Source organism: Streptococcus sp. HF-100 (assembly GCF_015594635.1).
Taxonomy (GTDB): Bacteria; Bacillota; Bacilli; order Lactobacillales; family Streptococcaceae; genus Streptococcus; species Streptococcus vaginalis.
On record NZ_JADNQV010000001.1, the window covers coordinates 417462 to 442757 of the forward strand.

25 protein-coding genes are annotated in these 25296 nt (G+C 35.9%); 5 read left to right on the forward strand and 20 right to left on the reverse strand.

Annotation, left to right across the window (positions count from 1 at the left end):
• Positions 1–99: 99 nt before the first annotated feature.
• The 3 genes from IYQ23_RS01950 to IYQ23_RS01960 form a co-directional block, all read right to left on the reverse strand.
• A complete protein-coding gene (locus IYQ23_RS01950) occupies positions 100–1269 on the reverse strand; it encodes an MFS transporter (RefSeq protein ID WP_195673916.1) in 1170 nt (389 codons plus the stop codon).
• 78 nt (positions 1270–1347) lie between these two features.
• Complete coding sequence (locus IYQ23_RS01955; RefSeq protein ID WP_195673917.1) at positions 1348–2724, reverse strand: DUF1958 domain-containing protein; 1377 nt, start codon at positions 2722–2724, stop codon at positions 1348–1350.
• Between the two features lie 116 nt (positions 2725–2840).
• Positions 2841–3548 carry a glucosamine-6-phosphate deaminase gene (locus tag IYQ23_RS01960; protein WP_195673918.1) on the reverse strand — a complete coding sequence of 236 codons (708 nt, stop codon included), beginning with the start codon at positions 3546–3548 and terminating at the stop codon, positions 2841–2843.
• Between the two features lie 306 nt (positions 3549–3854).
• Between IYQ23_RS01960 and queA the strand changes: the two genes are divergently transcribed.
• Together queA and IYQ23_RS01970 are read left to right on the forward strand one after the other, a co-directional pair.
• Positions 3855–4883: a tRNA preQ1(34) S-adenosylmethionine ribosyltransferase-isomerase QueA gene (queA, locus tag IYQ23_RS01965; RefSeq protein ID WP_106384633.1), complete on the forward strand. Its 1029-nt coding sequence runs from the start codon at positions 3855–3857 to the stop codon at positions 4881–4883.
• A gap of 10 nt (positions 4884–4893) precedes the next feature.
• Positions 4894–5367 carry an arginine repressor gene (locus IYQ23_RS01970; protein ID WP_003031885.1) on the forward strand — a complete coding sequence of 158 codons (474 nt, stop codon included), beginning with the start codon at positions 4894–4896 and terminating at the stop codon, positions 5365–5367.
• 64 nt (positions 5368–5431) lie between these two features.
• Here the strand turns inward: IYQ23_RS01970 and IYQ23_RS01975 are convergent, their stop codons facing one another.
• The 14 genes from IYQ23_RS01975 to IYQ23_RS02040 form a co-directional block, all read right to left on the reverse strand.
• Positions 5432–6766, reverse strand: a complete 1335-nt coding sequence (locus IYQ23_RS01975; RefSeq protein WP_195673919.1) for a dipeptidase — start codon at positions 6764–6766, stop codon at positions 5432–5434.
• 24 nt (positions 6767–6790) lie between these two features.
• The gene (locus tag IYQ23_RS01980; protein WP_003025406.1) at positions 6791–8293 is read right to left on the reverse strand and encodes a YfcC family protein; all 1503 of its coding nucleotides are present in this window, start codon (positions 8291–8293) and stop codon (positions 6791–6793) included.
• A gap of 237 nt (positions 8294–8530) precedes the next feature.
• On the reverse strand, positions 8531–9478 hold the full coding sequence (gene arcC / locus IYQ23_RS01985) for a carbamate kinase (RefSeq protein ID WP_003025409.1): 948 nt from the start codon (positions 9476–9478) through the stop codon (positions 8531–8533).
• A gap of 289 nt (positions 9479–9767) precedes the next feature.
• Positions 9768–10784: an ornithine carbamoyltransferase gene (gene argF / locus IYQ23_RS01990; RefSeq protein ID WP_021001458.1), complete on the reverse strand. Its 1017-nt coding sequence runs from the start codon at positions 10782–10784 to the stop codon at positions 9768–9770.
• 23 nt (positions 10785–10807) lie between these two features.
• Complete coding sequence (gene arcA, locus IYQ23_RS01995) at positions 10808–12037, reverse strand: arginine deiminase (protein ID WP_195673920.1); 1230 nt, start codon at positions 12035–12037, stop codon at positions 10808–10810.
• Positions 12038–12356: 319 nt separating this feature from the next.
• Positions 12357–13043: a Crp/Fnr family transcriptional regulator gene (locus IYQ23_RS02000; protein ID WP_003025412.1), complete on the reverse strand. Its 687-nt coding sequence runs from the start codon at positions 13041–13043 to the stop codon at positions 12357–12359.
• 136 nt (positions 13044–13179) lie between these two features.
• The gene (locus IYQ23_RS02005; RefSeq protein ID WP_080655058.1) at positions 13180–14235 is read right to left on the reverse strand and encodes a serine hydrolase; all 1056 of its coding nucleotides are present in this window, start codon (positions 14233–14235) and stop codon (positions 13180–13182) included.
• Between the two features lie 104 nt (positions 14236–14339).
• Entirely contained in the window at positions 14340–15389 is a 1050-nt protein-coding gene (locus tag IYQ23_RS02010) for a thioredoxin family protein (protein WP_195673921.1), read from the reverse strand.
• Between the two features lie 452 nt (positions 15390–15841).
• Positions 15842–16072, reverse strand: coding sequence for a Blp family class II bacteriocin (locus IYQ23_RS02015; protein WP_021001454.1), 231 nt, complete (start codon positions 16070–16072; stop codon positions 15842–15844).
• A 229-nt stretch (positions 16073–16301) separates the two neighbouring features.
• Positions 16302–16622, reverse strand: coding sequence for a hypothetical protein (locus IYQ23_RS02020; protein ID WP_003025418.1), 321 nt, complete (start codon positions 16620–16622; stop codon positions 16302–16304).
• A 151-nt stretch (positions 16623–16773) separates the two neighbouring features.
• Positions 16774–17064, reverse strand: a complete 291-nt coding sequence (locus IYQ23_RS02025; protein ID WP_003025419.1) for a bacteriocin immunity protein — start codon at positions 17062–17064, stop codon at positions 16774–16776.
• 51 nt (positions 17065–17115) lie between these two features.
• Positions 17116–17349: a garvicin Q family class II bacteriocin gene (locus tag IYQ23_RS02030; RefSeq protein WP_003025420.1), complete on the reverse strand. Its 234-nt coding sequence runs from the start codon at positions 17347–17349 to the stop codon at positions 17116–17118.
• Positions 17350–17356: 7 nt separating this feature from the next.
• Positions 17357–17677, reverse strand: coding sequence for a hypothetical protein (locus IYQ23_RS02035; protein WP_195673953.1), 321 nt, complete (start codon positions 17675–17677; stop codon positions 17357–17359).
• 87 nt (positions 17678–17764) lie between these two features.
• Positions 17765–17989, reverse strand: coding sequence for a Blp family class II bacteriocin (locus tag IYQ23_RS02040; protein WP_195673922.1), 225 nt, complete (start codon positions 17987–17989; stop codon positions 17765–17767).
• 231 nt (positions 17990–18220) lie between these two features.
• On the opposite strand from IYQ23_RS02040, the gene IYQ23_RS02045 reads away from it, so the two are divergent.
• From IYQ23_RS02045 to IYQ23_RS02055, 3 genes are all read left to right on the forward strand, one after another.
• Positions 18221–18934, forward strand: coding sequence for a CPBP family intramembrane glutamic endopeptidase (locus tag IYQ23_RS02045; protein WP_195673923.1), 714 nt, complete (start codon positions 18221–18223; stop codon positions 18932–18934).
• 168 nt (positions 18935–19102) lie between these two features.
• Positions 19103–19849 carry a response regulator transcription factor gene (locus tag IYQ23_RS02050; protein WP_195673954.1) on the forward strand — a complete coding sequence of 249 codons (747 nt, stop codon included), beginning with the start codon at positions 19103–19105 and terminating at the stop codon, positions 19847–19849.
• A 4-nt stretch (positions 19850–19853) separates the two neighbouring features.
• Positions 19854–21161 carry a sensor histidine kinase gene (locus IYQ23_RS02055; RefSeq protein ID WP_003025428.1) on the forward strand — a complete coding sequence of 436 codons (1308 nt, stop codon included), beginning with the start codon at positions 19854–19856 and terminating at the stop codon, positions 21159–21161.
• Positions 21162–21205: 44 nt separating this feature from the next.
• On the opposite strand, the gene IYQ23_RS02060 is transcribed toward IYQ23_RS02055, so the two are convergent.
• The 3 genes from IYQ23_RS02060 to IYQ23_RS02070 form a co-directional block, all read right to left on the reverse strand.
• Positions 21206–21355: a ComC/BlpC family leader-containing pheromone/bacteriocin gene (locus tag IYQ23_RS02060; protein WP_003025431.1), complete on the reverse strand. Its 150-nt coding sequence runs from the start codon at positions 21353–21355 to the stop codon at positions 21206–21208.
• Between the two features lie 92 nt (positions 21356–21447).
• Complete coding sequence (locus IYQ23_RS02065) at positions 21448–22809, reverse strand: bacteriocin secretion accessory protein (protein WP_021001448.1); 1362 nt, start codon at positions 22807–22809, stop codon at positions 21448–21450.
• A 10-nt stretch (positions 22810–22819) separates the two neighbouring features.
• Positions 22820–24970, reverse strand: a complete 2151-nt coding sequence (locus IYQ23_RS02070) for a peptide cleavage/export ABC transporter (protein WP_195673924.1) — start codon at positions 24968–24970, stop codon at positions 22820–22822.
• Positions 24971–25296 lie beyond the last annotated feature (326 nt).

Sequence of the window (25296 nt, forward strand, 5' to 3'; positions counted from 1 at the left end):
TCATGAGCCTTATCCGGAAACTAATTCGTCATTGCTTTATTATACAATATGCTATGAAACTGAAGGTTTTCGTCCCAGCTTTTTTATACTTCTCTTGCTTTAGCCAAATAAGTTTTGATTCTTTCGCTCTGGAATTTTTAAAAATGCCACAAGAATAATAACAGCAATCATCACACCAGCTAAGAAAAAGCTCATCATTTCATAGCCAGACTGGTCTATCAAATCGCCTGCAATATTTTGGATAAGAATGGTTCCCAAATTTCGGGATGTTTGAACAAGGGCAATGGCTGTCACCAGATATTTCTCATCTACTACGTTAGCAACAATCTTCAAAGTCACCATAATCAGCAACATGCCTGTGGCGTGCTTAGACATCAAAGTCAAGAGAATCTTGGAGGTAAGCCCCAAATCCAACCCATAAATTACATACTGTAAAAGCAAAATTCCCAAAGGAATGTAGAGCAATTTTTTAATTGGAATCTTATCCATAAAAAGATAAGAAAAGAAAATCAACGGTGACTCACAAATCACAGAAATAGCTACCACAGTTGTTGCCATATTGACACTTAAACCGCTGTGCTCTAACATAGAAGGAATATAAGTATGCCCTGTATTTCCCACTCCAGAATAGAGCGCTACAATAACGAGGTAAAACAAATATGTTTTATTTTTAAAAATCTGTCCAATATAGGAATCATTTTTCGTTTGTTTAGTCTTTTTGCGAGGTTGATCGTGTTTCGGATCAATCCCTAGCACTCCAAGAATGCACACACACATCATGCCGATAAACACGATGAAAATCGCTTGAGGAGAGATGAATTTATAAATCAATCCTGCCAATTGCGAACCCATTGCATAACCAAAAGTCCCCCAGATACGGATTTTCCCATAAGTATAAGGACTTTGAGCCGCCAGCACATCCATAACAGGGTTGACACCATTTACCAACATTAAAACAGCACTATACCAAATTGTCAACAGCATGAGATTATTGGCTTGCATGAAAAAGATTGCTCCCACAATAATCAGAAGGAAACTATAAATGGTTACTTTTTTAATGCCAATCATATCATTTAAAACACCCATAATAGGCTGCACAATCATTGAAGAAAAGAACGAGGCGGAAACAACCAGCGAAACCTGACTAGCTGAATAGCCTTTATCCAACATATAAACTGAAATTAAAGTCGAAAAAAGCGAATACGATAAAAAATAAAAATCATACATCAAAAAATAAGCAAAATAGCTATTTTGAAATTTCCTAAACATGATTTTCCTTCCCCTTAAAAAAGGTGACAAAACTCGACTGGATCAACCAATCGAGCTTTCTATTCTACAAATGAGTAATTAACGTTTCTGACAACGAGATAGTTGTGTATCGTTAGTCGTACGCTGTTTTCTTCTTTGCTTACGTTTCGTTGCTTCAAAAACGACAATGAGCAAAAGAATAAGCAACGGAACTGCGACCAGAATGTGATAATCTAAAAAGAGTTGCTTCAAACTTTTTCCGCTAGATTTTGCTGTTGTAGTTTTTACAGTTGATTTAGCTGTACTGTTTTTAATTGCTGTATTCTTTACTTCTGTGACATTATCTCCGTTTGAAATAAGCGAAGAAAGTTGCTCCAAACCATTATCATTTTTCAATACGTCATTTTCCACAACTGCTTTTGCTGCTGTGCCTTTTTTCACTGTTGCATAGAAATCTTTTGACAGGTTATATCTTTTTCCATTGATTGTTTGTTCTCCAGCCTTGAAAATTTTTTTGTACTCATAATCAGCATAAGCTTTCTCAATCAAGGCATTGCCAAATGGATGGCGGTAATATTCTCCGTCTTGGTCAGACCAATTCCCAACTCCCATGATAACACTAATCAAACGTTGTTCCCCTCGCTTAATCGTTGCGATGTAATTAAAAGCTCCTCGTGGACTTGACCCCGTCTTTAAACCTTCGACGCCTTCAATGCCATATTTGGCACCGGGAAGTGAGTAATTATAGGTTTCAAAGGTTTCTTCATACGGCGTTCCCTTTTTTACCGTTACGACTGGTTTATTGGTGTAATTTAAAATATTTGGATAATTCTTGACAAAATGGTACCCTAAAATGGCTAAATCGCGCGCCGTTGTCTGATTGGCTACATTGTTATCATACCGTTGTGGAGTATACAAGCCTTTGAAAGAAACAGCTGCAGCTCCGCTAGCATTGAACCATTTTGTATTGGTCATACCCAATTCTTTTGCCTTAGCATTCATCATGTCCAAAAATGTATCTGGATCATTGTTTGATAGATAATTCGCCAACATAACTGTCGTTGCATTTGATGAAGGAACTGCTGTCATGGTAATCAATTCAGAAACAGTATAATCTACACCGGCTACTATTTTATTGTTGGAAATCTCGTAAATATTTGCAATAGCCTGATCACGTGGTGTCGCTTTGATAACTGTATTTTCGCTCAACTTTCCTTGCTGAATTGCTTCAAAAACTAAATACAAGGTCATCAATTTGCTCATACTGGCAGGATCACGAACTTCATCAATATTGTCTTGCCAAAGGATATTTCCCGTATTAGCATCTACAATCAAGGACGATTTAGGTCGATTGATTGGATTGATCTTCTCGTTTGGATACATTTTTTGTGCCATATCAACCAACTCATCTGCACGAGCAGCAGTTACTCCCACATACAACACAAAAAGACAAACAATAGCTAACAGCTTTTTCACTAGAATCCTCCTAAGTTCTCACTTATCTTCTAGTATAGCACACTTTATCCATAAGATAACGAACTTTTTTCAAAATGTCAAAAAAACCACCTAAAAATTAGATAGGAAATAGATTCTTATTTTTTCAAAATGCTTAAAGCTTCTTTATCTGCGATAATGACAACATCTTCATGTTTTTGAAGGACGCTTCCTGGTAGTTCTTCTGTAATCGGTCCTTCTACTGTTCCTGCAATCGCTTTAGCTTTTGAAGCACCATAAGCAAATAAAATAATAGATTTTGCATCGAGAATATTCCGAATCCCCATTGAATAAGCTTGCGTCGGTACATCTTCTATTTTATCAAAGAAACGAGCATTCGCTTCAATAGTTGATTGCTCCAAATCCACTACATGAACCGTACTGTCAAAACTTGTTCCCGGCTCATTAAAACCAATATGACCATTAGTGCCAATTCCTAAAATTTGCAAATCAACAGGATGCTCTACCAAAATTTGGTTGTAGCGTTTCACTTCTGCTTCCGCGTCTTCAGCAACACCATTTGGTAAAAAGCTTTCTTTAAAAGGCTTTCGATTAAATAAATGTTCTTGCATAAAATAACGATAAGACTGAGGATTTTCCCCACTTAATCCTATGTACTCGTCTAGATTCACACTGGTTAAGCCTGACAAATCAAGATCACTTTCAACAATTTGCTCATAAAAACTCAAAGGACTGCTTCCTGTTGCCAAACCTATCGTTTTTGCTCCTTCAGCTAATTTTTCTTTTAACAATTCAAAGGCTACTCTACCACCGTCTACTTGATTTTCCACTTGAATAATTCTCATCGCTAAACTCCTTTTCCTTATTTAATTATATTATATGGTATAGACCAATTTTTGTCAAGAGAATTTGTCCCTTTTTAAAGAATCCGAGCTTGTTTGCAAGAAAAATCGTGCTATAATAGAAGAATGTTAATCTATTTGTTCTGTTTATTTTTCATGGGAGTTGCTTTTCTTATTACTGCAATCTTTCTCAACACCAAGCGAATGTGGCATTATGCCTTACTGATTTTAGGTATTTTACTCATGTTCCTACCACTTGTCGCTTCTTGTTATTCATTATGGATTTTATTTACAGCTTAAGGAGAATGTATGAATACTGCTGATTTTGACTTTCATTTACCAGAAGAGTTAATTGCACAAACCCCTTTAGAAAAACGAGATGCTTCACGCCTCTTGGTCGTAAATCACGAAACTGGTCAACTGGAAGATACTCACTTCGATGAGATTATTGATCAATTACATCCTGGAGATGCTTTGGTCATGAATGATACGCGCGTCTTGCCAGCACGCCTTCATGGTGAAAAGCCTGAAACAGGCGGACATGTTGAATTACTACTGTTGAAAAACATCGCAGGAGATGATTGGGAAGTACTGGCTAAGCCCGCCAAGCGCTTAAAAGTCGGAGCAGCTATATCTTTTGGTGACGGGCGCTTAACAGCAACTGTCTTAGAAGAATTAGAACACGGCGGACGAATTGTACGTTTCCATTACCAAGGGATTTTCTTGGAAGTGCTTGAAAGTCTGGGCGAAATGCCCTTGCCGCCTTATATTCATGAAAAATTAAAAGACCGTGAACGCTATCAGACTGTTTATGCTAAAGAAAATGGCTCAGCGGCTGCTCCTACTGCCGGGCTTCATTTTACCAAAGAGCTGCTGGCTCAGATTGAAGCTAAAGGTGTGAAATTAGTCTATCTGACGCTTCATGTTGGTCTAGGAACCTTCCGTCCTGTCTCTGTAGACAATGTAGATGAACACGAGATGCATTCAGAATTCTATACACTGTCTGAAGAAGCAGCTGACACGCTTCGACAGGTCAAAGCCAGCGGGAAACGTGTTATAGCGGTCGGAACGACTTCTATCCGTACTTTGGAGACAATCGGTTCAAAGTTTAACGGGGAAATCAAAGCTGACTCTGGTTGGACCAACATCTTTATTAAACCTGGCTACGATTGGAAAATCGTAGATGCTTTTTCTACCAATTTCCACCTTCCAAAGTCCACTCTCGTCATGCTCGTTTCAGCCTTTGCAGGTCGAGAATTAGTGCTCTCTGCTTATCAGCATGCCATTGATGAAAAATACCGCTTTTTCAGCTTTGGAGATGCTATGTTTATAAAATAATAGGTGAAATATGAATAAAATTGAAAGCCGTCATCGACTCATTCGCTCGCTTGTCCTAGAGAAAAAAATTCACACACAACAAGAATTACAAGATTTGCTTTCAGCAAATGGCGTTACAGTGACGCAATCCACACTTTCTCGAGACATTAAAGCTTTGAACTTAGTAAAAGTACACGAAGCAGATATTTCTTATTATATTATCAATAGCATGGCACCTTCACGCTGGGAAAAACGCCTGCGTCTCTATATGGAAGATGCCTTGATTATGTTGCGTCCTGTTCAACATCAAGTTGTCATGAAAACTCTTCCTGGATTGGCACAATCATTCGGCTCTATCTTAGATGCTCTAGAATTTTCCGAAATTGTCGCAACGGTCTGCGGTGATGATGTCTGCTTGATTATCTGCGAGGACAATCAAAAAGCACAAGACTGTTTTAACAAATTAAAACAATTTGCACCCCCGTTCTTCTTTAGTAAAGAATAACCTTTTTAAGTATGAAAAAGCTGAGAATGGACATTTTTGTCCACTCTCAGCTTTTTTCTTCTAACTATTTTCCAGCTAAGCGATAAATCGTTTCAGCATAGATGTCCATGGCTTTATACAAATTCTCAATCACAGTTCGTTCATTCGCTTGATGTTCTGTTTGCAAAGCACCAGGGAAAAGTGCGCCAAAGGCCACGCAATTTGGCATGGTGCGAGCAAATGTAGCACCACCAGAGGACACAGCAGGACTATTATCATTTGTTTTTTCTTTATAGACAGCCATTAACGTGCTGACCAATTCACTATCAAGCGGCACATATAATGGTGCAAGATAGTCAAATTCTTCATAACGCAATTGATATTCTTCAGCAAGTTGGCTTAATTCCTGTACTAATTTATCTTTGTCTGCAAGAACTGGAATCCGCATGTCAATCCGAATTTCAGACTTGTCTGGATTTATGGTTAATCCAGAGATATTGAAGGACAAGGTTCCTGAAGGCTCATCTGAAATTTCACCAAACAAGCGGCTGCCTGTAGCATCTTCCCTAACTGCTTCAGCGATAAATTGAATGGCAGAGTGTTGAATAAGCGGATTTAGCCCTGTTGCCAAACGTACAATAGCATTCACTCCCTCAGCTGCATCTTTTGAATGCTTAGGGACACCAATGACTGTTACTGTATCTGCAGTTCGTTCGTATTCAAAAGCCTGTTTTTTCAATTCAGCTTCTAATGAATCTGCTAAATTTCCCGTATAGCTTGCTTTTGCAGGTACAACATTAAAGGCTTCTCCTGCTTCAATAGCAAGTTCTTGCGAACCTGAACCATGTAACTTAATCTGCAGCAAACCTTTTTCAGCATAAGTCAGCGGGAAAGAAGAATCCGGTGCAAAACCAAGCGTCGCTGTTTCCTCCAGCTCATTGTAACGAGCCATACAGCGCCACAGAGTTTCTTCGTCTGTACCATAGATGAAACGAATCCGCTTGTTAAATGTCACACCTGCATCCATCAATGCTTTAACAGCATAAAGTGCAGCTAGGGACGGACCTTTATCATCTTGCACCCCACGTCCATGTATCCAACCATCTTTTATAGTTGCTTCAAATGGAGGAGTTTCCCAATCGGACAAATCTCCCGCTGGAACAACGTCTAAATGGCAGAGAACGGCCAGGAGTTCTTCTCCCTGACCGATTTCTGCATATCCATAATAGCCTTTAGGATCAATGTAAGTTTTAAAACCTAAACTCCTAGTGATCTCTAGCGTTTTTTCTAAGACGTTTTGAATAGATTGTCCGAAAGGTGTTCCATTTTCCCCTTCATTAAGAACTGACGGGTAGGAAACGATCGTTTTCAGCGATTCTAAATAATCAGACTTAATTTTTTCGGTTAAAAATTGTTTCATAGAGAACACCTCATTAATTTCTTATTATAAGAAAGTTCCTAAAATAAGAAGTAGAATACTTACTACAAAGATTCCTGCAACCAATTTTGCAACGAATTTCCACCAAGTACCCAAATCAATACGTCCAAGAGCAAGTGCCCCCATAACGATACCAGATGTTGGAGTAACAAGGTTCAAAAGACCAGAAGCAGATTGGTAAGCGGTGATAATCAAGCTTGCTGGAACGTTGACGAATTTTCCAAGAGGTGCCATGATACCCATTGTTGCACTGGCAAGACCAGATGTTGATGGGATAAGGAATGACATTGGCAGATAGAAAATGTAAGTCAATACGATAAATACTTGAGATGATAGACCTTTCAGTCCTACTTCACCCCAGTGAAGGATTGTGGCCGTAATCATACCATCGTTCATGATAACTTGAATACCACGCGCAACAGCTACGATAAGCGCAACACTTAGAAGATCAGCCGCACCATTGATAAAGACAGTGATAAAGCGGCTTTCTTTCATGCGGTAAACAAAACCAATGATGATACCCATTACCATAAAGAGCATTGCCCCTTCTGGGAAGTACCAGGTACCCAAAGCAGATGTTGAACTACCAACAATCTTACCAATGAACGGAAGTCCAATCAACCATTTATTGAAACTTTCAAAAATAGTTACCTTCAAGTCTGTCCATGGAATGAAACTCATAATCATGAGAACAAAGGTCAAGACAAAGAGTACCAACACTTGTTTTTGTTTCTTGCTAAGAGTAGATTCTACATTAGCAACTGCATCTACATTAAAGTGCTTCAAATCTTCTTCACGATGACTGTAAACCAAAGATTTTGTCGGATCTTTTTGAATCTTATCCGCATAACGATAAACGAAATACGTACCAAGTGCTGTCATTACAACAAAGAAGATTAACCGAAGAACGATACCGTCACCAGTACCTACACCTGCTGTCGCAGAAGCTATACCTGTAGCAAATGGGTTTAGAGTAGAAGCCAAACATCCAATTTGAGAACCAAGAAGGATAATGGCTACCGCGGTCAAACTATCAAATCCTACTGCCATCATAACTGGCACAAGAAGTGGATAGAAAGCCATGGTTTCTTCACCCATACCATAAGTGGATCCGCCAAGAGCAAACAGAGGCATCAAGACTAAAATCAACATCTTTTCGCGGCCTTTGTACTTCTTCACGATAGAAGCAATCCCTACATCAAGGGCACCTGTTTCATTGACAACACCAAGGAAACCACCAACCATCAGAATAAAGAAGGCAACATCAATTGCTGCTGATGTTGGTTCTTTCCCAAGCATAGCACGAATCGGAGCCATTAAGACATCCCAAATCCCTTGTGGATTTTGAGCAACAGTCTTATAGGTTCCTGTAATTAGATTACCAGACTTATCAGCATCATATTGACCAGCTGGAATAATCCAGGTCAATACTGCCATAATGGCAATGATAATCATCAAAACGGTATAAGATGACGGCATCTTAAACCCTTTTTTTGCTTTTTCACTCATTTGTTTTCCTCCTAAATGTAACAAATTGTAAAAATTTAACCGAATCCCATTTTCAGAAAGCGCTTCCTTTGACTATATTTTAACATATTCAAATGAAAAATACTAGTCATTTTCAAAAAAATTATCATTTTACAACAGTAAAATAGACTTAAAGAAAGCAAATCTAAAAATAGGAAACACCGACATTGTTTTAAAAAGTTTTATTACAGTCTTAAACTTATAAATGATAACACTCTGTTATCCTTTTTCAATAATCGTTCCGCTTTCAGACTCAATTAAAGCACCTAAGTTTTCAAGAGAAGTAATGACAGCTTCGCCTTCTGGTCGATCATTTACAAAGGCAATAGCTGCTTGCACTTTAGGTAACATACTTCCTGGTGCAAACTGTTCTTGCTTGATGTATTCTTCAAGCTGAGCTACATTAACACGCTCTAACTTAGCTTGATCTGGTTTATTGTAGTTCACATAAACATAGTCAACACCTGTCAAGACAATGAAAAGATCTGCTTCGACCAATTCAGCCAGACATTGTGAAGCAAAGTCTTTGTCAATTACTGCTTCTACGCCGGCAAGATGACCATTGTCTTCCTTGATAACAGGAATGCCGCCACCACCAGCAGCCACAACGACATGTCCTGCATTGATGAGTGTACGAATAGTTTCAATTTCTTTGATTCCAACTGGTTTTGGTGAAGCAACTACTTTTCTCCAGCCACGTCCAGCATCTTCTTTGAAAGTAGCTCCACTCTTTTCAGCTTCTGCTTTTGCTTCTTCCTCTGTGTAGAATGGTCCGATTGGTTTGCTCAAATTTGTGAAAGCTGGGTCGTTTTTGTCAACCACGACTTGTGTCACAACAGAAGCAACTTCTTTTTCAATCCCTTCTTCACGTAAAGCATTTTGAAGAGCATTTTGCAACCAGTAGCCGATACTTCCTTCTGTCATCGCAACGAGCGAATCAAGCGGGAATGCTGGATTTTTTTCAGAATCTGCTGCTAAATGTTGCAATAAAAGATTTCCAACTTGCGGTCCATTTCCATGAGTGATAATCAAGTCATCACCATTTTTAATCAATTTTACAAGATGACTTGCTGTTTCTGCTAATGCTTCTTGTTGTGCTTTAGCTGATGGATCAGATGAAAGGATGGCATTTCCTCCCAAAGCCACAACGATTTTCCGATTTGCCATAAATAATTAGCCTCCTTAGAGTTTTCTCATTATAGTGTTTCAATTTCATTTTAGTAGTCCAAGATAGAATCCAGCTGCAACAAACGTAGGAATGAGGTTAGAATAGCATTGTCTCAGACTACATTTCTCTGAGAGTGACTGCATCAGTAATTATGGTTGTTTGTTCTATCGCCTTTTTCCTCTATTAACATCATACTAAAATGAACACGAGCACTATCAAAAATGAGGACTGGACTAAAGCTATTAGTCGCAGCCCTCATAGCTGTTGGTAAACGGTTTTGGTTTTAAATTATACTTTTGGAATATAAAGGTTACCAAGAGTTGCTGCCATAACTGCTTTAATAGTATGCATACGGTTTTCAGCTTGGTCAAATTGGCGAGCGTATTTGCTGCGGAATACTTCGTCAGTTACTTCCATTTCTTCAACGCCGAATTTTTCAGCAACGTCTTTACCATAGACAGTATTTGTATCATGGAAAGCTGGTAAGCAGTGTAAGAAAATCAAATCTTCATTGTCAGCTTTCTTAACCAAGTCCATATTTACTTGGTAAGGTTTCAAAAGGGCTACACGTTCTGCAAATTTGTCTTCTTCACCCATAGATACCCAAACGTCTGTGTAAAGGACATCTGCACCTTTAACAGCTTCATCTGCATTGTCAGTGATTAAGACATGTGCGCCACTTTCTTTTGCATATCCTTCTGCCAATTTCACAATCTCTTCAGCAGGGAAGAGTTCTTTTGGAGAGAAGATGTGCACATTCACACCGAGGATAGCACCTGTTACAAGAAGGCTGTTTGCAACGTTGTTACGTCCATCACCACAATAGACAAGAGTCAAGCCTTCCAAACGACCAAAGTTTTCTTGAACTGTCAAATAGTCAGCTAACATTTGAGTTGGATGCCATTCGTCTGTCAAACCATTCCATACAGGAACACCTGAGAATTCTGCTAATTCTTCTACCATGCGTTGGCTGAATCCGCGGAATTCAATCCCGTCAAACATACGTCCCAATACTTTAGCAGTATCTTCAGTAGATTCTTTCTTACCAAGCTGAATGTCATTAGCTCCTAAATATTCTGGATGAGCGCCAAGATCAATCGCTGCTGTTGTGAAAGCTGCACGAGTACGAGTTGAAGTTTTTTCAAACAAGAGAGCAATATTTTTACCTGCTAAGTAGTGATGTTCAATATTGCGTTTCTTCAAATCTTTCAAGTGAGCTGCTAAACCAATAAGGTATTCTAATTCTGCACGTGTAAAATCTTTTTCTGCCAAGAAGCTGCGTCCTTGGAACACTGAGTTTGTCATTCTATTATTTCCTCTTTCTAATCTTAAAGTTCTTCACGTTCAAACGGCATTGACATACAACGAGGTCCACCACGACCGCGAACCAATTCACTTCCGCGAATCTTAATCAAACGAAGTCCGTATTCTTCAAGAATCTTATTTGTAACAACGTTACGGTCATATACCACTACTACACCTGGTGCAATCGTAAGGGTGTTTGAACCGTCGTTCCATTGTTCACGAGCAGCTGCAACAGCATTTCCGCCACCGCAACGAATCAAATGAACTTTGTCAATACCAAGATTCTTAGCTAACAATTCAGCCAAATCGCCTTTTTCTTCTGCAATATGAAGTTTTTCATTTTCATAAGTAACAGAGTAAACGCGAAGATCGCCTTCAATTTCTGGATGAATAGTGAATTTATCATAATCAACCATTGTGAAGACCGTATCTAAGTGCATGAATTTACGATTATTAGCAAATTCAAATGCAATCACTTTCTTAAAGCCAACATTCTTCTTAAAGATATTGACCAAGAGTTTTTCAATAGATGCTGCGTCTGTACGTTGTGAAATACCTACTGCAAGAACATCTTTAGAAAGAACGAGTTCATCTCCACCTTCGATACGAGTTGTTTCTTCACGGTTATAAACCAATTCAACATTGCCACCATATACTGGATGGTGTTTAAAAATGTATTTACCATAAAGTGTTTCACGATTACGTGTATCTGAATACATGTGATTCAGTGAGACAGCATTCCCAATTGTTGCAAATGGGTCACGAGTGAAGTAAAGGTTTGGCATTGGATCAATGGCAAATGGATAGTCAGATTCTACCAAATCCGTCAAACCTTTGGCGTCTGCTGGAATTTCTGGCAGTTCAGCTTTTTGGAAACCAGCCATTGTCTTTTCAACCAATTCAAGATTATCTTCTATACCATGAAGAATATCACGGATAGCAACTTTTGTTTGTGCTCCGCGAATATTTGCTTCATTCAGATATTCTTCAATAAATTCATTACGAATTTCTGGAGAAGTCAATGATTCAGCAGTCAATTTTTCGAGGTAAAGAACTTCAATACCTTCTTTACGTAGAGCGTCTGCGAATGCATCGTGTTCTTTTTGAGCATCTTCCAAAAATGGAATATCGTCAAAAAGTAGACGTTCCAAATGGTCTGGCATCAAGTTTTCCAACTCTTTACCAGGACGATGTAGCATAACTTTTTTCAGTTTTCCTATTTCTGAGAAAACATGAATAGGATGTGTAGACATCTTATGTCCTCCTCTTTTTTCTTTGTGACTTAAGTTTCCTTAAGTTCTATTTACATGTTATATTGTAATATCTTTTGTTTGCGCTTTCACAATCAATTATACATTTAAAATGCCAAATCCTTTGCTTTTTTTAAAATAAATTCTAATATTATTTCAAAATAAAACGCTTTCTATAAATATTTTATGCATTTTATTGGTTTTATGAATAATTATTTTTTAGAAACAAATGAAGTTTTTGAGGATATTTTTAAATGTTTAGGTTTCTAAATTAAAAAAGGACCAAAAATTGCTTTTTGGACTGCAATTCTGTCCTTCTTTTCTACATATCTTCAAAATACTTTAAAAAGTATTCTTTATTCAAAAAGACGAGTTTCTTTCGATTATATTGAATAATGTTTTCTTCTGTTAATTTTTTCAACACTTGATTAACTGTTTCACGAGTGGTCGCCCCCAACTTGGCTAATTCTTTCATACTAAGGGCAAAAGGAATATCATCTCTATCTTGACAAAAATCAATACATAAAATTGAAATCGCTTGGATAACTCGCTCTGTCGCACTCGCTAAAACGGAATTTCGCAAGCGTAATTCATGGAAACGCAAAATATTTGATAACTTATGCGTAATGAATAACATTTGCTCTATAATTTGTTTGGAATAGTATTCATACAAGTCAACAGGAATCGAAAAGTATTCTAAATCCGTCACAGAAATCCCAGAATAATGATAATCTTTATCTTCAAACATGCCACCATAAGGAAACATGGTATTTTCTTTCACATAATCAATGTAATTAAACGAATCTGTCTGATCATACTGCTCAATCCGAACATAGCCCTTATAAATCAAAAAAAGTCGCTCTCGCTTATCTCCAGAAAAGAAAATAATTTGCCCTTTTGGCACTTTGCGAAATTGAATCTCAACAGCTATTTTATCAAAATATTCAACTGGCAAATTTTTAAAAGCAGGATGTTCTCTAATGTAACGATAATGCTCTTTGTTAATCATGATATCCTTGTGGTCCTTTTTTTACATTCTGCTCTTATTATAACACAAAAGGGCTTCAATCTTAAAGAGAGCCCTTACATTTTTCTGAAATTTGTTCTTTTTACAACGTGTCCTTCGCCCTATAAATATACGTATCTTAATTCATATTCACTCGATGCCATTCATTGATGACATAGGCCAATTGTCCAACTTGCGTAATACCAACACCACTGATTTCATCACTCTCTGAAGTCGTTCCTCCCAGTCCTGCTGTATAAAGGGCAATCAAATAAGGCTTTTCCTCACACACAACTGCATCTACATTTAATGCCTCTGCAACATAACCTGGCTTTTGGTAGATTGGAATGTCTCTTACATATCGTTTATAGTATTCGTTTGGAAAAGATTCACCGATATAATACAAAAGATCTTTATACTTTTCCTGATGTTTCCAAAGGTAATCCAAAACCTGAATATAATAGTCAGTCGTGGTTTGATTTTGTTGGTTGATCGTCTCAACTTCCCCCTTGCCTTTTCCATAGCGCTGATACATTGTATAGGCTTTATCCAAGCCACCTAAGCGCTCAGCTAAGGCATAAGCTGGCGTATTTTCAGAATAAAGAAGGGAATACTCCTGCATTTCAGGGATGCTCATGGTCCCATTAAATGCTGCTACATAGTTATTATGTTCACCGATATACTCATAGCGAGTATGGGTAATATCAAACCGCTCGGTCATTGATAAATTTCCTTTTTCTACCTCATCAACGACCAACATATTTAATGGCAATTTGTAAGTCGAGCCCGCTGTCATCGGTTGCGTTTCATTCATAGCGTAGATTTGTCCACTCGTTAAGTCCTTATAAGAAAATGCAACCTGCGAATGCTCTATTCCCATCTCATCTAGATAAGCCTTTACAACTTGAACCAAATTTAGATTAGCATAATCATAATACAAACCATAGGCTTCCATTACAGGCAAATCAGATTCCATGACTTTCTGCTTTTCTTCTATACTCTTTGACGAAACACGAGTGACTAATTTAGACTCTTTTGACGAATTTTTTGGCTTTTCTTGACTGGTAGGATAATTTGCAGCTACTTTCGTAGGATGTGCCTTTCTAGCTTGGCCAAAGTATACAGCACTTGATACTAATACACCACACATTATAAAGCAACCAATCAAACAAAGAATCATTGTCTTTCTACTCACGCACTCCTCCTAACTTATATACCTCATTATATAGGAAGAATGAACATTTGACAAGATGGAGTGCACAGAATCATCATCCGTTTTTAATTCTTACTAATGATGATTCAATAGCATTTTCTATCATTCAATCCTTTTCTCATCCCTAGATAAAATGATAATGTAAGAAGAGCCATTGCCAACCCAAATCGGAATAATCCTTTACTCTTTTTGATGCCAGTTTTGGATAATTGCATGTTATTTTGAGTATATTTAATTTGCCTATTTGTTAATGGCGTTAAATTTTGATTCCTAGCATCTTCTTTATTTGACTCTGAACTGACACTAACGTCTTTTGGTAAGGATTCCTCATTGTTTTTTAAGTCAATAGAAGCTGGTGCTTGGCTTTGTTTAACTTTTTTATCATTTTTATTCTCTTGATGTTGAGGGTTATCTTCTTGCTTTTTGCCTGCCGGTGCTTTATGAAAATACAGATAATCATAGAGTTCTTGAGCAGTGATACCTCCACCGACCCAACCGGAAGTTAATGTACCATTTTTAAGATAGAGTATCGTTGGGGTACCAGGAATACCAACTGTATTAAATAAAAATTCTTTTGCATGTTCATCAAAATCTTCACCATCTGTATTATAGTATTCTAATTTTCCACCTGTTAATTGATTAAACTTTTTTAGTTCAGGAGAAAATTGTCGACAAAAATAACAAGTTTCCCGTCCTACATAAATCGTATGTTCTTTATTATCCGAAGTAAAAGCTGAATAAACATCTTTTATCGTAGCCTTGGGAAGTTCAGCTATATTCTCACGATAAGTAGCAACATCAACCTCTTTTGAGTCTTGAGAATTTGGAATGCCATTTGCTGCAGAAGTTTTGTTTGAAGTAGAAGCAGATTTATTCTTTGTCAAGTTTTCCTTTTCTACAGCTGTATCTTCCTTTGACGCTGGCATCCTTACAGGTTTCGTATCTGTCGCAATTGAGTCTTGATTTGTGTCATTTTTAACAACAGCTCCTGTCGAACCTTCAGACACTATTTCAGTTATAGCTGTGCGTTGATGTTCCTCTTTATGAACCCCATCAGCAAAAACTATGTTATTTCCAAAAGCAAGCAATAACACCGAACTAAATAAAAGTGATTTTAATAATTGTTTTTTCATCATTTTAAACTCCTTTATGTTCTATTTACAGTATAAGGTAACTATTTCAGTTTCATCTTCGAAAATCCTAAAAGGTAGCTCTGATAGCCTGAATGGTAAAAAGTAAGAAACAGGAAATCAAACGCGCTGTCTTCCTGTCGATAATTTTCAATATCAAATGATAAATTTTCTTAAATATTTAAAATATGAACGAAAATATACCACAAATAGGATACTGATAGAAATGAAAGAATGATAATAAATTTCTTATGTGAAGTTACAAAATATATTATCAAGAGAACCAGTAAATATAATAAACTAATTAGTAAAAATTTTATCATCATCTTATTTTTTTGAGATTTTCTTACATTTATCCAGAAAGTAAATAATTGGTTTATCTAACCAAGTTAATATCATCATAGTGATAAAACCTAGTGCGAAACTTTTTATATCAAACATTTATTCCCCCATTTCACTTACCACCAACAAGTAGCTCCATAACCAACTTTACCAATAATAGCTCCCCCAACAGCTCCTGCAACTACTCCTTGCCATGTTATGGTCTTGATTCCTAATCTCAATCCATTACCCGCACCACCAGCAATACCCGATTTTGCAAAATCACCCCAATTACAACCTCCCCCTTCAACACGTGCCAGCATTTCAGAGTTCAGTACTTCAAATTTTTCCAATGTTTTTGTTTTCATGATGAATACCTGTTTTTTATTTTAATAATTTCAACCTGTTGCAACTTAATAAACTTAGTATAGCACACGACATATTTTATAAATCTGCAAATCCTGAATGGTACTTCTGACGTCTTGAATAGTGATTGTTCCAAATTAGTCTGCTAAAAATCAAAGACTCTAAGTGAATTATAACTTAGAGCCTTTTTAGAAATGCTATAAAAGTGGTCAGAAAAATCAATTTATTTATCTACAAACTCTCTAGAATACGGTATTCTTTTTCAAATGTTTTTTGAGAAACTACCCGATGATTGCTTATATCCAAATAATCACCAATATAGCCCAACACATACATACCATAACCTGCAAATCCACCGCCTATTGTTCCAACTGTACCAATTTTTAAATTCTCCACAGTAGAAGGATTCAGACCAGCCATTAAAATCCGAAGATGATCATCCAACCAATACAAGTAATTTTTAGCAAACGCTTCTTTCACCCAATCAGGTTGTTCAGCTTCTCTGCTAATTTTCCAAACATCAGCTATTTTATTTTTATAAATCGCTTTCATTTACACCCTCCCAGATGTTATCGAAAATCTTTCTTGATATGCTACTATCCTATTTTCCACACAATTTTGTGTCCACTTTTATTATACCATGTCCAGTACCAATCTTTTCAGTGGTCTTATATAGAAGCTAATTATCAATCCACACAAATACCTAGATTATTCTAATATGAGACAAAGCCCTCAGCTCCTTTAACTGACTTGATTCAGTACTTGACAGTCGTATATTATTGTTTAAAAGTACTTTAGAAATATCAATATTCATACGATTCAATATATAAGGTGTAGATGTTCCATCAAACTTCAATTCTGTTCGATAAGAATCCAGCACTTGATATAGTGGATTCGCGTTTTTACTATCAAATTCAGAAAACATTTGGTTGATAAGAAAAATTGCTCGTTCTCTTCTTTCCTGCCCACCAGCAAACCATCTTAAAGTTCCCATAATATTACTCCTAAAACAATCTAATTTTTATATTCGCTTTTAAAAGACTTGTTAATGTCTTGGAATCCACGGACCATATTCTGCCCAGCCTTTAACAATAACATCTGTAGTTGCTTGAAATATTCCTTTAGTAACTTTATAATCCCATCGGCCATTACTATAGCGACATGCATAACCGTTTGCTCCTACCATAACAGGCTTACAATATCCTGAACCTCCACCACTAATTTCAGAAAGCTGAACATCTGATAGCTCATTTACAACTTCACCTTTTAGATTTAACATAAAATTCTCACTCTCTTTCATTTTTTAATATATTATTATTTAAATACAAAATATAACCAACAGTATAAAATACAACAATAATATGACAATAGAAAAAGGACAAAATATTAGGAATATCTGAGAAGAAAATTTTATAACCAACAAATGTAATTATAACAATAAACATCAGCAATGTTTTTTTAACAAACTTTTTGTATAAATCAAAAGTTTTTGATAAAGTAATTTCAGGTCTATTCTGTTTGTATGCAAAATAATGAATTAATATTTCTAATACCAAACTAGAAAGACTAAGCTTTAGTATGTTAATCGCTCTAATCTTAAAATACATTCCTACTATAGTAATTAATATAATAGATATCAGCATTGTTATTATTACTCTCTGTGTATTCTTCATATTTGTTCCTTTTTAACCTCCTTAATGAGCTCGAATAATTGCCCAAGCTCCTGTACAATACTGTGCCCCTAAAATAGCACCTACAGCAGTTCCAACTCCAGGAAAAACACTACCTATCGTTCCACCTGCTACTGTGCAAACAGCCAATGCCTGTGCTGCTTCCCCAGCTCCTATTTCCCCCCCTTCAACACTTGCCAGCATTTCAGAGTTCAGTACTTCAAATTTTTCGAGTGATTTTGTATTCATGATGAATACCTCCTTTTTATTTTCATATTTTTGTCCTGTTGCAACCTGACAAATTTAGTATAGCATATAATATATTTTATAAATTTATAAATCCTGAATGGTACTTCTGACATCCTGAATCGTATTTTTAACCATTTAGGACACCAAAGCTATCATTTGGGATTTCAATGAAATCTTTTATAAAAATTTTGTAGAATAAGAATATAAGGTTACCTCAAAATAGGAGATACGATGAAGAAATTAGCATTTTCACTCATTTTTATAATACTTTTTACTATTTTACTGGCAGGTTTTCCAGAAACTTTAGCCCTTCATATTGCTATTTTGTTTCAGTGGAATTTGGCAGCAGTTGGTGTTATGGTGTTGATTCAAGAGATATTAATGCTGTTCTTCATTCTTTATCTCTTGAAACGAGCAAATTTACACTCTATTTTTAAAAGGAAGAAAATCCATAAACGCGACATTGTAGCTTTTCTTGCTTTACTGTTCATCTTTTTCTTATTGGCAGACATAAGGAAAGACTTGGTGCAATATATGGCGCGAACGACTATGAATGCCAAACTTTACAGTAAGGTTGGTATCTGGAGTGGAGGAAAAATTTTTGATATTTGTAGTATTCTCATAACGGTATTGATTAGTCCAATTATAGAAGAACTTTTTTATCGAGGGTATGTCATGTCTCGGTTCTTTACCAATTCAAACTATTATTTAGACGTCTTGCTTTCTGCTAGTCTATTTACGTTAGGACACATGATCTTACTTCAGAGAGACTGGGTCAATCTCAGTTTTTACTTTTTAAGTGGATTGGCATTATCTCTATTTTACCGTTATAGTCAAAACATCCGACTTCAGATGCTCTTTCATGTATTGTGGAATTTATATACTTTCATAGCCTCTATCTGGTATATCATTTATAATTGGATTTATTTTCATTTCTTTTTTTAGTAAGCAAAAACAAGCTGATAGCTATAAAGTGTTATCAGTTTGTTTATTTTTTGAATCTATCGAATATTTTTATATTTTGTTCTTGTGAACTTCCAATCCTTTTTATATAATGAATACTAGAATTACACATAATTCTTACATATTTTATCAATCGGGAACATTATGAAAATGAATATTTTTATTTTAGAAGATGATCTTACTCAACAATATTATATGGAGACTATTGTTGAAAAAATTATCGAAAAACATCGTCTTCAATATCACCATTTTGAAGTTTTTGGAAAACCTAAACAATTACTAGAAGCCATATCTGAGAAAGGAAGCCATCAGGTTTTCTTTTTGGATATTGAAATCAAAACTGAAGAAAAAAAGGGCTTAGACGTCGCCAAAAAGATACGCGAGATAGATCCTTATGCCATTATTGTCTTTGTAACCAGTCACTCTGAATTGATGCCGGCAGCGTTTAAACTGCAAGTCGGCGCCCTTGACTATCTTAACAAATCGTTATCAAAAGAAACTTTTAAAAAACGGATCGAAACTGCGCTGCTACATACTGAAAACCTAACAGGCAAAGGCCTGGCAGACGATTCTCTTCTCTTTGAAACACCTCATACACAAATACAAGTGCCGTTTAAAGATATTCTTTACATCGAAACTTCCTCTCGCCCTCACCGTTTAGTACTTTACACACATAGAGGGCGTACGGAATTTACTGCCAATCTTTCAGATATGTTAAAAAAAGAAAAACGGTTCTACCAATGTCATCGTTCCTTTGTTGTTAACCCAGCTAATGTCCATCAAGTGGATAAAGTAAATCATATCCTTCACTTCCAGAATGGTGCTACTTGTCTTGTTTCTAGATCAAAAATAAAAGGGCTAACAGAAGCTATTGCAGCCCTGCACCGGAGGGAATGATATTATGGTGCAATTATCATTGATTATCGTAGACATGTTTTTATTGTTGTTTCTTTTTTCCTACATTAGTGGACAAAAATTAATAACTAGAACATATCTAATAGCAATTCTAGCTAACTTATTTTATAGTATAATTTTTTCTTTTATTCCAAATAATTTATTTTCTTATCTGATAGGTCCAACTTATTTTTTAATTTTTTCTTGGATTGTTGGAAAATCTTACAACAAAACGTTAAAAATTTTTTACGGACTTTTTCCAATCACACTATGGAATTTAATTCAACGCTTGATTATTTTTTTCATATCTCCTTTATTTAGTTTTAGTGTAGAAAGACTCAATAAAAGTTTATTTGGTCCGATTGTCACCTCAATTATGGCGACGCTGATAGTATTACTTTTTTTGCGTTTAATTCAATATAATTTTAAGACATTAAAATCTCAAAAAATTAATCACAACGATAAGAAAATTATCATCTTTGTAAATATCAGCATGATTATTTATCATCTTATTGTTCAAGTTCTATCTTATTTAGAAAATGAGAATAACTTACAGACACTAAATTTTAGAGAAAGTTTAGTAGTTCTTTATCTTATCCTTTTTGTGAGTGTTGCCAATTATTTAGACCGTCATTTACGGGAGAGAATCCAAAGTGATTTAATACTTCAAAAAGATTTACAGTTAAAAAACTTGGAAAACTACAGTCATCACATTGAGGAATTGTACACAGAAGTTCGGAGCTTTCGGCATGATTACGCTAATATTTTAACAACCTTGAAATTAGGAATTGAGCAAAATGATATAGGTATTGTAAAGAATGTCTATCATTCTGTTTTGAAAGATTCCAATAAGCGTTTTCGCAATCCCAAGTATGATATTGGACGGTTAGTCCATATCAAAAACGATGCCTTAAAAAGCCTGCTAGCTGCTAAATTTGCACAAGCTCAAGAGCATAATGTATCCGTTTCATTGGAGGTTCCAGAAGATATTTGTCCACAAGGAATGGAATTAGTTGACTTTATCACCATTGTCTCCATTTTGTGTGATAATGCGATTGAAGCTGCCACTCCAACTATGACGATTGCTTATGTTTTGTCAGAAAACAAGCAGGTATTCTCCATTGAAAATGCTATAAAAGAAGAGCATATAGACATGTCTTATATTTTTGATGCGGGAGTTAGTTCTAAAGGATCTGGGCGAGGAATTGGATTATCAAATGTCTTAGCAATTCTGGATCGATATCCAAATGTTTCTCTTACTAGCGCTAGTCAAAATTATCGTTTCCAGCATGTCCTTGAGATTCATCTGAATTAAAGAAAACCATTGCTGTAATATCAAGTACAGTAATGGTTTTTATGTTATCCTAAATCAGGTTGTCCAAGTTTGCCTAATTTATACTTTTTTAAATAAGGACTAAATAAGTCTTCCAACCAGCCGCCACCGACAACTTGTTCGAGTTCTTGACTTGTAAGTGTATGAAAATGATCCAATGTTTGTTTTTTATCCATAATAGAACCTCCTTTTTGATATATTTATTATAACCCAACTGTTGAATAATGAATCGTTAAATCTTAAACGGTAGTGATTTCGTCCTAAACGGTCATTCGACATTGTTCAACAGTTTGTCTTTGTAGTAATCAAAGAATGATTTTTTCGCAATGACAATAGTTACTCTTCCTTGTAGACCATACTTGATCACTTGTCCATTGGACTTAGAAATTTTAGCCTTGGCAGTTACTTTAAAAAGGTTTCCTTGTTTTGTTTCAGTAGCGGAAGTATCAATTTTATTGATATTTCCGATAATGGTGATGGACTGCTTTCCAATTTTTTCTAAAGTTAGACGAGTGGTTTGTCCTTTTTTTAAATTGGTCATATAGGTCGAAGGCACATAATAAGCGATAAGGACTTCGTTTGTTTTGGTGATATCTGGATAGATTTGGGCAATTTCAGTTCCTTTAGGTAATAAGTTGTTCCCTTTTAACTTTTCACTAATATGCAGAACACCTGTTTCGGGAGCGACTAATCTATTGTTTTGAAGCTGGACATTTGCTTGATTCAATTGATTCTGTAAATCAGTGATTTGGGTCATAAGGGTTGCTAACTGTTGGTCAGCCGTTTGGATAAATTGTGTGCGGAGTACTTCGATTTTCGTAGAAAGACTATTGTCATAAGTCGCCGCAGTTCCAGTACCAGCTTTTTGAATCTTTAGATTCGCAATGGAAGAGTTTAAATTGGATATATTGGTATCAATTTGAGACAAATACTGATTTGTGAGGGAAGTATCTGGATTAGCTTGATACTGTTTCTTATACATGTTGAATGTTGTCTGATGTGGATTACTCTTTGGTAAATGTGAAGCATTCTCCGAGATGACCTGATGCAGTTCACGATAATCATTTATCTGTTTTGTTAAATCATTGATTTGCTGATCAATCGCAGCAATTGTGTTATGAGCCAAAGAAGCTTGTTTACTGACTTCGATATTGCTTTTTGAAATTCCTAATGATAGATCCTGCGATTGCTTGATAAAATTGTTAAAAGTATTAGCATAGCCAAATTCATCTTCACCCGAAAAAAGATTTATCCCTTGATGCAAACTCGATTTGAGTGTTTCTATGCCAACTTTTTGTCGTTGATAAGTTGCAAGTTGAGTTTTAATAGCTGTTTGTTGAGAGACTTCCATATTTTTTGCATATTGAATCAACAACTCTCCTTTTACGACTGCCTTATTTTCGGCTAAATGGTTAATCAAAATCGTATTATTGCTGCTTGATTGGATCATAGCAATGACTTTCGTTGGTGTAATTTCACCGATAGATTTGATAGTCACTTCCTTTTGACCGATAAAAGAAAAAAGAACCAGAAATAGAACGAACAATACCAAAGGAAGAATAAGAACGGTCGCAAAGTTATGGTATCTTCGATGATAAAATTCTGCACTTTTAAACAGATTGGGATTCATAATTCACTCCTTATTTGCTAAATAAATGATGATAAAAACCTTTTCTTTCCATCAATTTAGTGTGGGAACCAGTTTCAATAATCTGTCCTTTATCAAGAACAATCACTTGATTTGTCCGCTTTGAAATGCTGAGACGATGAGCAACAAAAATAATCGTTTTGTCTTTTAAGCCCATCAGATTGTCAATGACCTTTTTCTCAGTTAAAACATCCAATCCGCTCGTTGCCTCATCAAGAATAAGAATTGGTGACTTTGTTAAGAGGGCGCGTGCTAGAGCAATTCTTTGCTTTTGTCCACCTGATAGACCAGCTCCATCGGACAATTCTGTTTGATATCCCATAGGCATTTGTTCAATATCCGAACGAATTTCTGCAATTTCACAAGCGCGAATAATCTCTTCTTGAGAAAATATTTGATTCGTCCCTAATGTAAGATTTGCTAAGATGAAACCACTAAAAATATAGGCTTGTTGTGGTAAATAATTGATATATTGACGAAGCGTCTTCTTATCAATCATTTTAAGATCATTTCCATTAAGACGGATTTGCCCTTTATAAGGCTCATAAAAATGAACCATCATTTTGGCAAGTGTTGTCTTTCCCGAACCACTGATGCCGACTAAGCTCACCTTATCTCCTGTTTTTATTGTTAAGTTAATATCCGATAACGTATCTCGTCCGAAGCCATATTTATAAGAAACATCATGAAAAGTAATGTCACCAGCCAAGAAATTTTTCTCTGTAATGACTTGTTTGGTTTTGAATTCGGATTCTACCAGATAAACTTCATTCAACCGCTTGTTAGCAACCTTAGCCGACTGCAGCTTAGTTTGCAGATTGATGATACTTTCAAGTGGACTTGTAAAATACGAAAGGAGTGCATTAAAAGTAATCAGCTGTCCAATCGAAATTTTTTGAGACATAGCCAGAGATGCTCCAACCCATAGAATAACAACATTCAAAATAAATTGTGCTCCTTGTTTGAGAGCTGTCTGCATAATGGAATATTTACTAAGCGTAAAAGATTTATCTAAATAATTTACAAATTCGCTGTCTATCTTTTGGTAACGAGTTTCTTCGCTGGTTAAAGATTTAATCGTTTCAATGCCATTAATATCTTCGATAATAGCAGAATTTACCATAGAATTGCTTTGCATGACGTCATGATTCATTTTTTCAAAAGGCTTTATAAAAGCAAAAATAATCACCGTATAGATAGGAATAGCAAGCAGAGTGAGGAAGAAAAGGTTGGTATTCTGTAATAATAATACCCCTCCTACTATTATCAAAATAGAAAGGTCAAGAAAGAGTGAAAGTATTGTAGAAGCGAGAGCATCAATAATGGAATTAGCATCTGTAAAACGAGAAATAATCTCTCCAGTGCGTCTCGTAGCAAAAAAAGACATCGGTAATTCAAAAATGTGTCGAATATATGATAAAATCACATCGATGGTCAGCCGCTGACTAAGTACAATCAATAAGTAATCTCTGGAAAAACTCATCATTTGCTGCAAAATATAAGTAATAATCAGACCAATAGACACTATTCCAAGAGTTGATCTCATTTGATTTGGAATGTATTCGTCTAAAATTCCTTGTAGGTAGTAAGATCCAACAATATTGATGAGTGTCACAAGCAAACTAGCTAAAACAATATAGGTGACCAGCATTTTCTGTTTAAAAATAAGAGGAATTAAGCTTATCAAACCATTTTTCTTATCCTTATGTGGTTTATAGCTAGGTTCTGGTGCTAAAAAAATAGCAACACCAGTCCATTCTGTTGCAAATGTTTCTTTTGAGATCTTGGTTATTTTTACACTTGGATCAGGATCTCCAACTAGCAGACCTTTTTTCGTATTTTTATAGATAACATAATAATGTGGGAGTTTACCTTTTTTCTGAACATGAACGATAAAAGGATAGGGAATAGCTTCCATATCAAACAAAGACATATCCCCTTGAATCGGTCGTGTCTCAAAACCTATTTCTTGCGCTGCTTGAACAATTCCAAGAGCCGTTGTCCCTTCTTTACTTGTCTTAGCAAGTTCTCTCAGATGTGCAAGAGAGTAGTCTGAACCATAGTATTTTGCAATGGAAGCAAGCGCAGCGACACCGCAATCTCTTGCATCTATTTGAGGAACAAATGTTTTCTTAACATTCACAACAATGATTTCCTTTCTAAAATAAACTCGGATTATTTTTTACGTAGGTAATAGTAGACACGTAATTTGAGATAAACATCTATTAAAACATAACTTATCATCATACTAAAAGCAAAGCTGGTTAGTAGAATACTTAATATGGGAATAGAATGGATAAATAAATAGCTGAGTGATAAAAAAAGAATAAACAGTGCTGTGGCATTGCTATTTCCCCAATTTTGAAATTTTTCTAGTCTTAATAGCACTGTCGCTGACGGACTGAAAAATTTATCTAAAATAATCATCTGATAGAATAAGCCCTTTCATCGTTATAATATGATTATCCC

Bases quoted from the DNA above. Each gene is read 5' to 3' on its own strand.
- arcA (WP_195673920.1), bottom strand. From the start codon at position 12,037: ATGTCTACACATCCTATTCATGTTTTCTCAGAAATAGGAAAACTGAAA.
- IYQ23_RS02020 (WP_003025418.1), bottom strand. From the start codon at position 16,622: ATGAAAGCGATTTATAAAAATAAAATAGCTGATGTTTGGAAAATTAGC.
- queA (WP_106384633.1), top strand. From the start codon at position 3,855: ATGAATACTGCTGATTTTGACTTTCATTTACCAGAAGAGTTAATTGCA.
- IYQ23_RS02060 (WP_003025431.1), bottom strand. From the start codon at position 21,355: ATGGATAAAAAACAAACATTGGATCATTTTCATACACTTACAAGTCAA.
- IYQ23_RS02025 (WP_003025419.1), bottom strand. From the start codon at position 17,064: ATGGGAACTTTAAGATGGTTTGCTGGTGGGCAGGAAAGAAGAGAACGA.
- arcC (WP_003025409.1), bottom strand. From the start codon at position 9,478: ATGGCAAATCGGAAAATCGTTGTGGCTTTGGGAGGAAATGCCATCCTT.
- IYQ23_RS01970 (WP_003031885.1), top strand. From the start codon at position 4,894: ATGAATAAAATTGAAAGCCGTCATCGACTCATTCGCTCGCTTGTCCTA.
- argF (WP_021001458.1), bottom strand. From the start codon at position 10,784: ATGACAAACTCAGTGTTCCAAGGACGCAGCTTCTTGGCAGAAAAAGAT.
- IYQ23_RS02010 (WP_195673921.1), bottom strand. From the start codon at position 15,389: ATGATGAAAAAACAATTATTAAAATCACTTTTATTTAGTTCGGTGTTA.
- IYQ23_RS01975 (WP_195673919.1), bottom strand. From the start codon at position 6,766: ATGAAACAATTTTTAACCGAAAAAATTAAGTCTGATTATTTAGAATCG.
- IYQ23_RS02035 (WP_195673953.1), bottom strand. From the start codon at position 17,677: ATGTATTTTAAGATTAGAGCGATTAACATACTAAAGCTTAGTCTTTCT.
- IYQ23_RS02040 (WP_195673922.1), bottom strand. From the start codon at position 17,989: ATGAATACAAAATCACTCGAAAAATTTGAAGTACTGAACTCTGAAATG.
- IYQ23_RS02045 (WP_195673923.1), top strand. From the start codon at position 18,221: ATGAAGAAATTAGCATTTTCACTCATTTTTATAATACTTTTTACTATT.
- IYQ23_RS02055 (WP_003025428.1), top strand. From the start codon at position 19,854: ATGGTGCAATTATCATTGATTATCGTAGACATGTTTTTATTGTTGTTT.
- IYQ23_RS01950 (WP_195673916.1), bottom strand. From the start codon at position 1,269: ATGTTTAGGAAATTTCAAAATAGCTATTTTGCTTATTTTTTGATGTAT.
- IYQ23_RS02065 (WP_021001448.1), bottom strand. From the start codon at position 22,809: ATGAATCCCAATCTGTTTAAAAGTGCAGAATTTTATCATCGAAGATAC.
- IYQ23_RS01960 (WP_195673918.1), bottom strand. From the start codon at position 3,548: ATGAGAATTATTCAAGTGGAAAATCAAGTAGACGGTGGTAGAGTAGCC.
- IYQ23_RS02015 (WP_021001454.1), bottom strand. From the start codon at position 16,072: ATGAAAACAAAAACATTGGAAAAATTTGAAGTACTGAACTCTGAAATG.
- IYQ23_RS02000 (WP_003025412.1), bottom strand. From the start codon at position 13,043: ATGATTAACAAAGAGCATTATCGTTACATTAGAGAACATCCTGCTTTT.
- IYQ23_RS02030 (WP_003025420.1), bottom strand. From the start codon at position 17,349: ATGTTAAATCTAAAAGGTGAAGTTGTAAATGAGCTATCAGATGTTCAG.
- IYQ23_RS02050 (WP_195673954.1), top strand. From the start codon at position 19,103: ATGAATATTTTTATTTTAGAAGATGATCTTACTCAACAATATTATATG.
- IYQ23_RS01980 (WP_003025406.1), bottom strand. From the start codon at position 8,293: ATGAGTGAAAAAGCAAAAAAAGGGTTTAAGATGCCGTCATCTTATACC.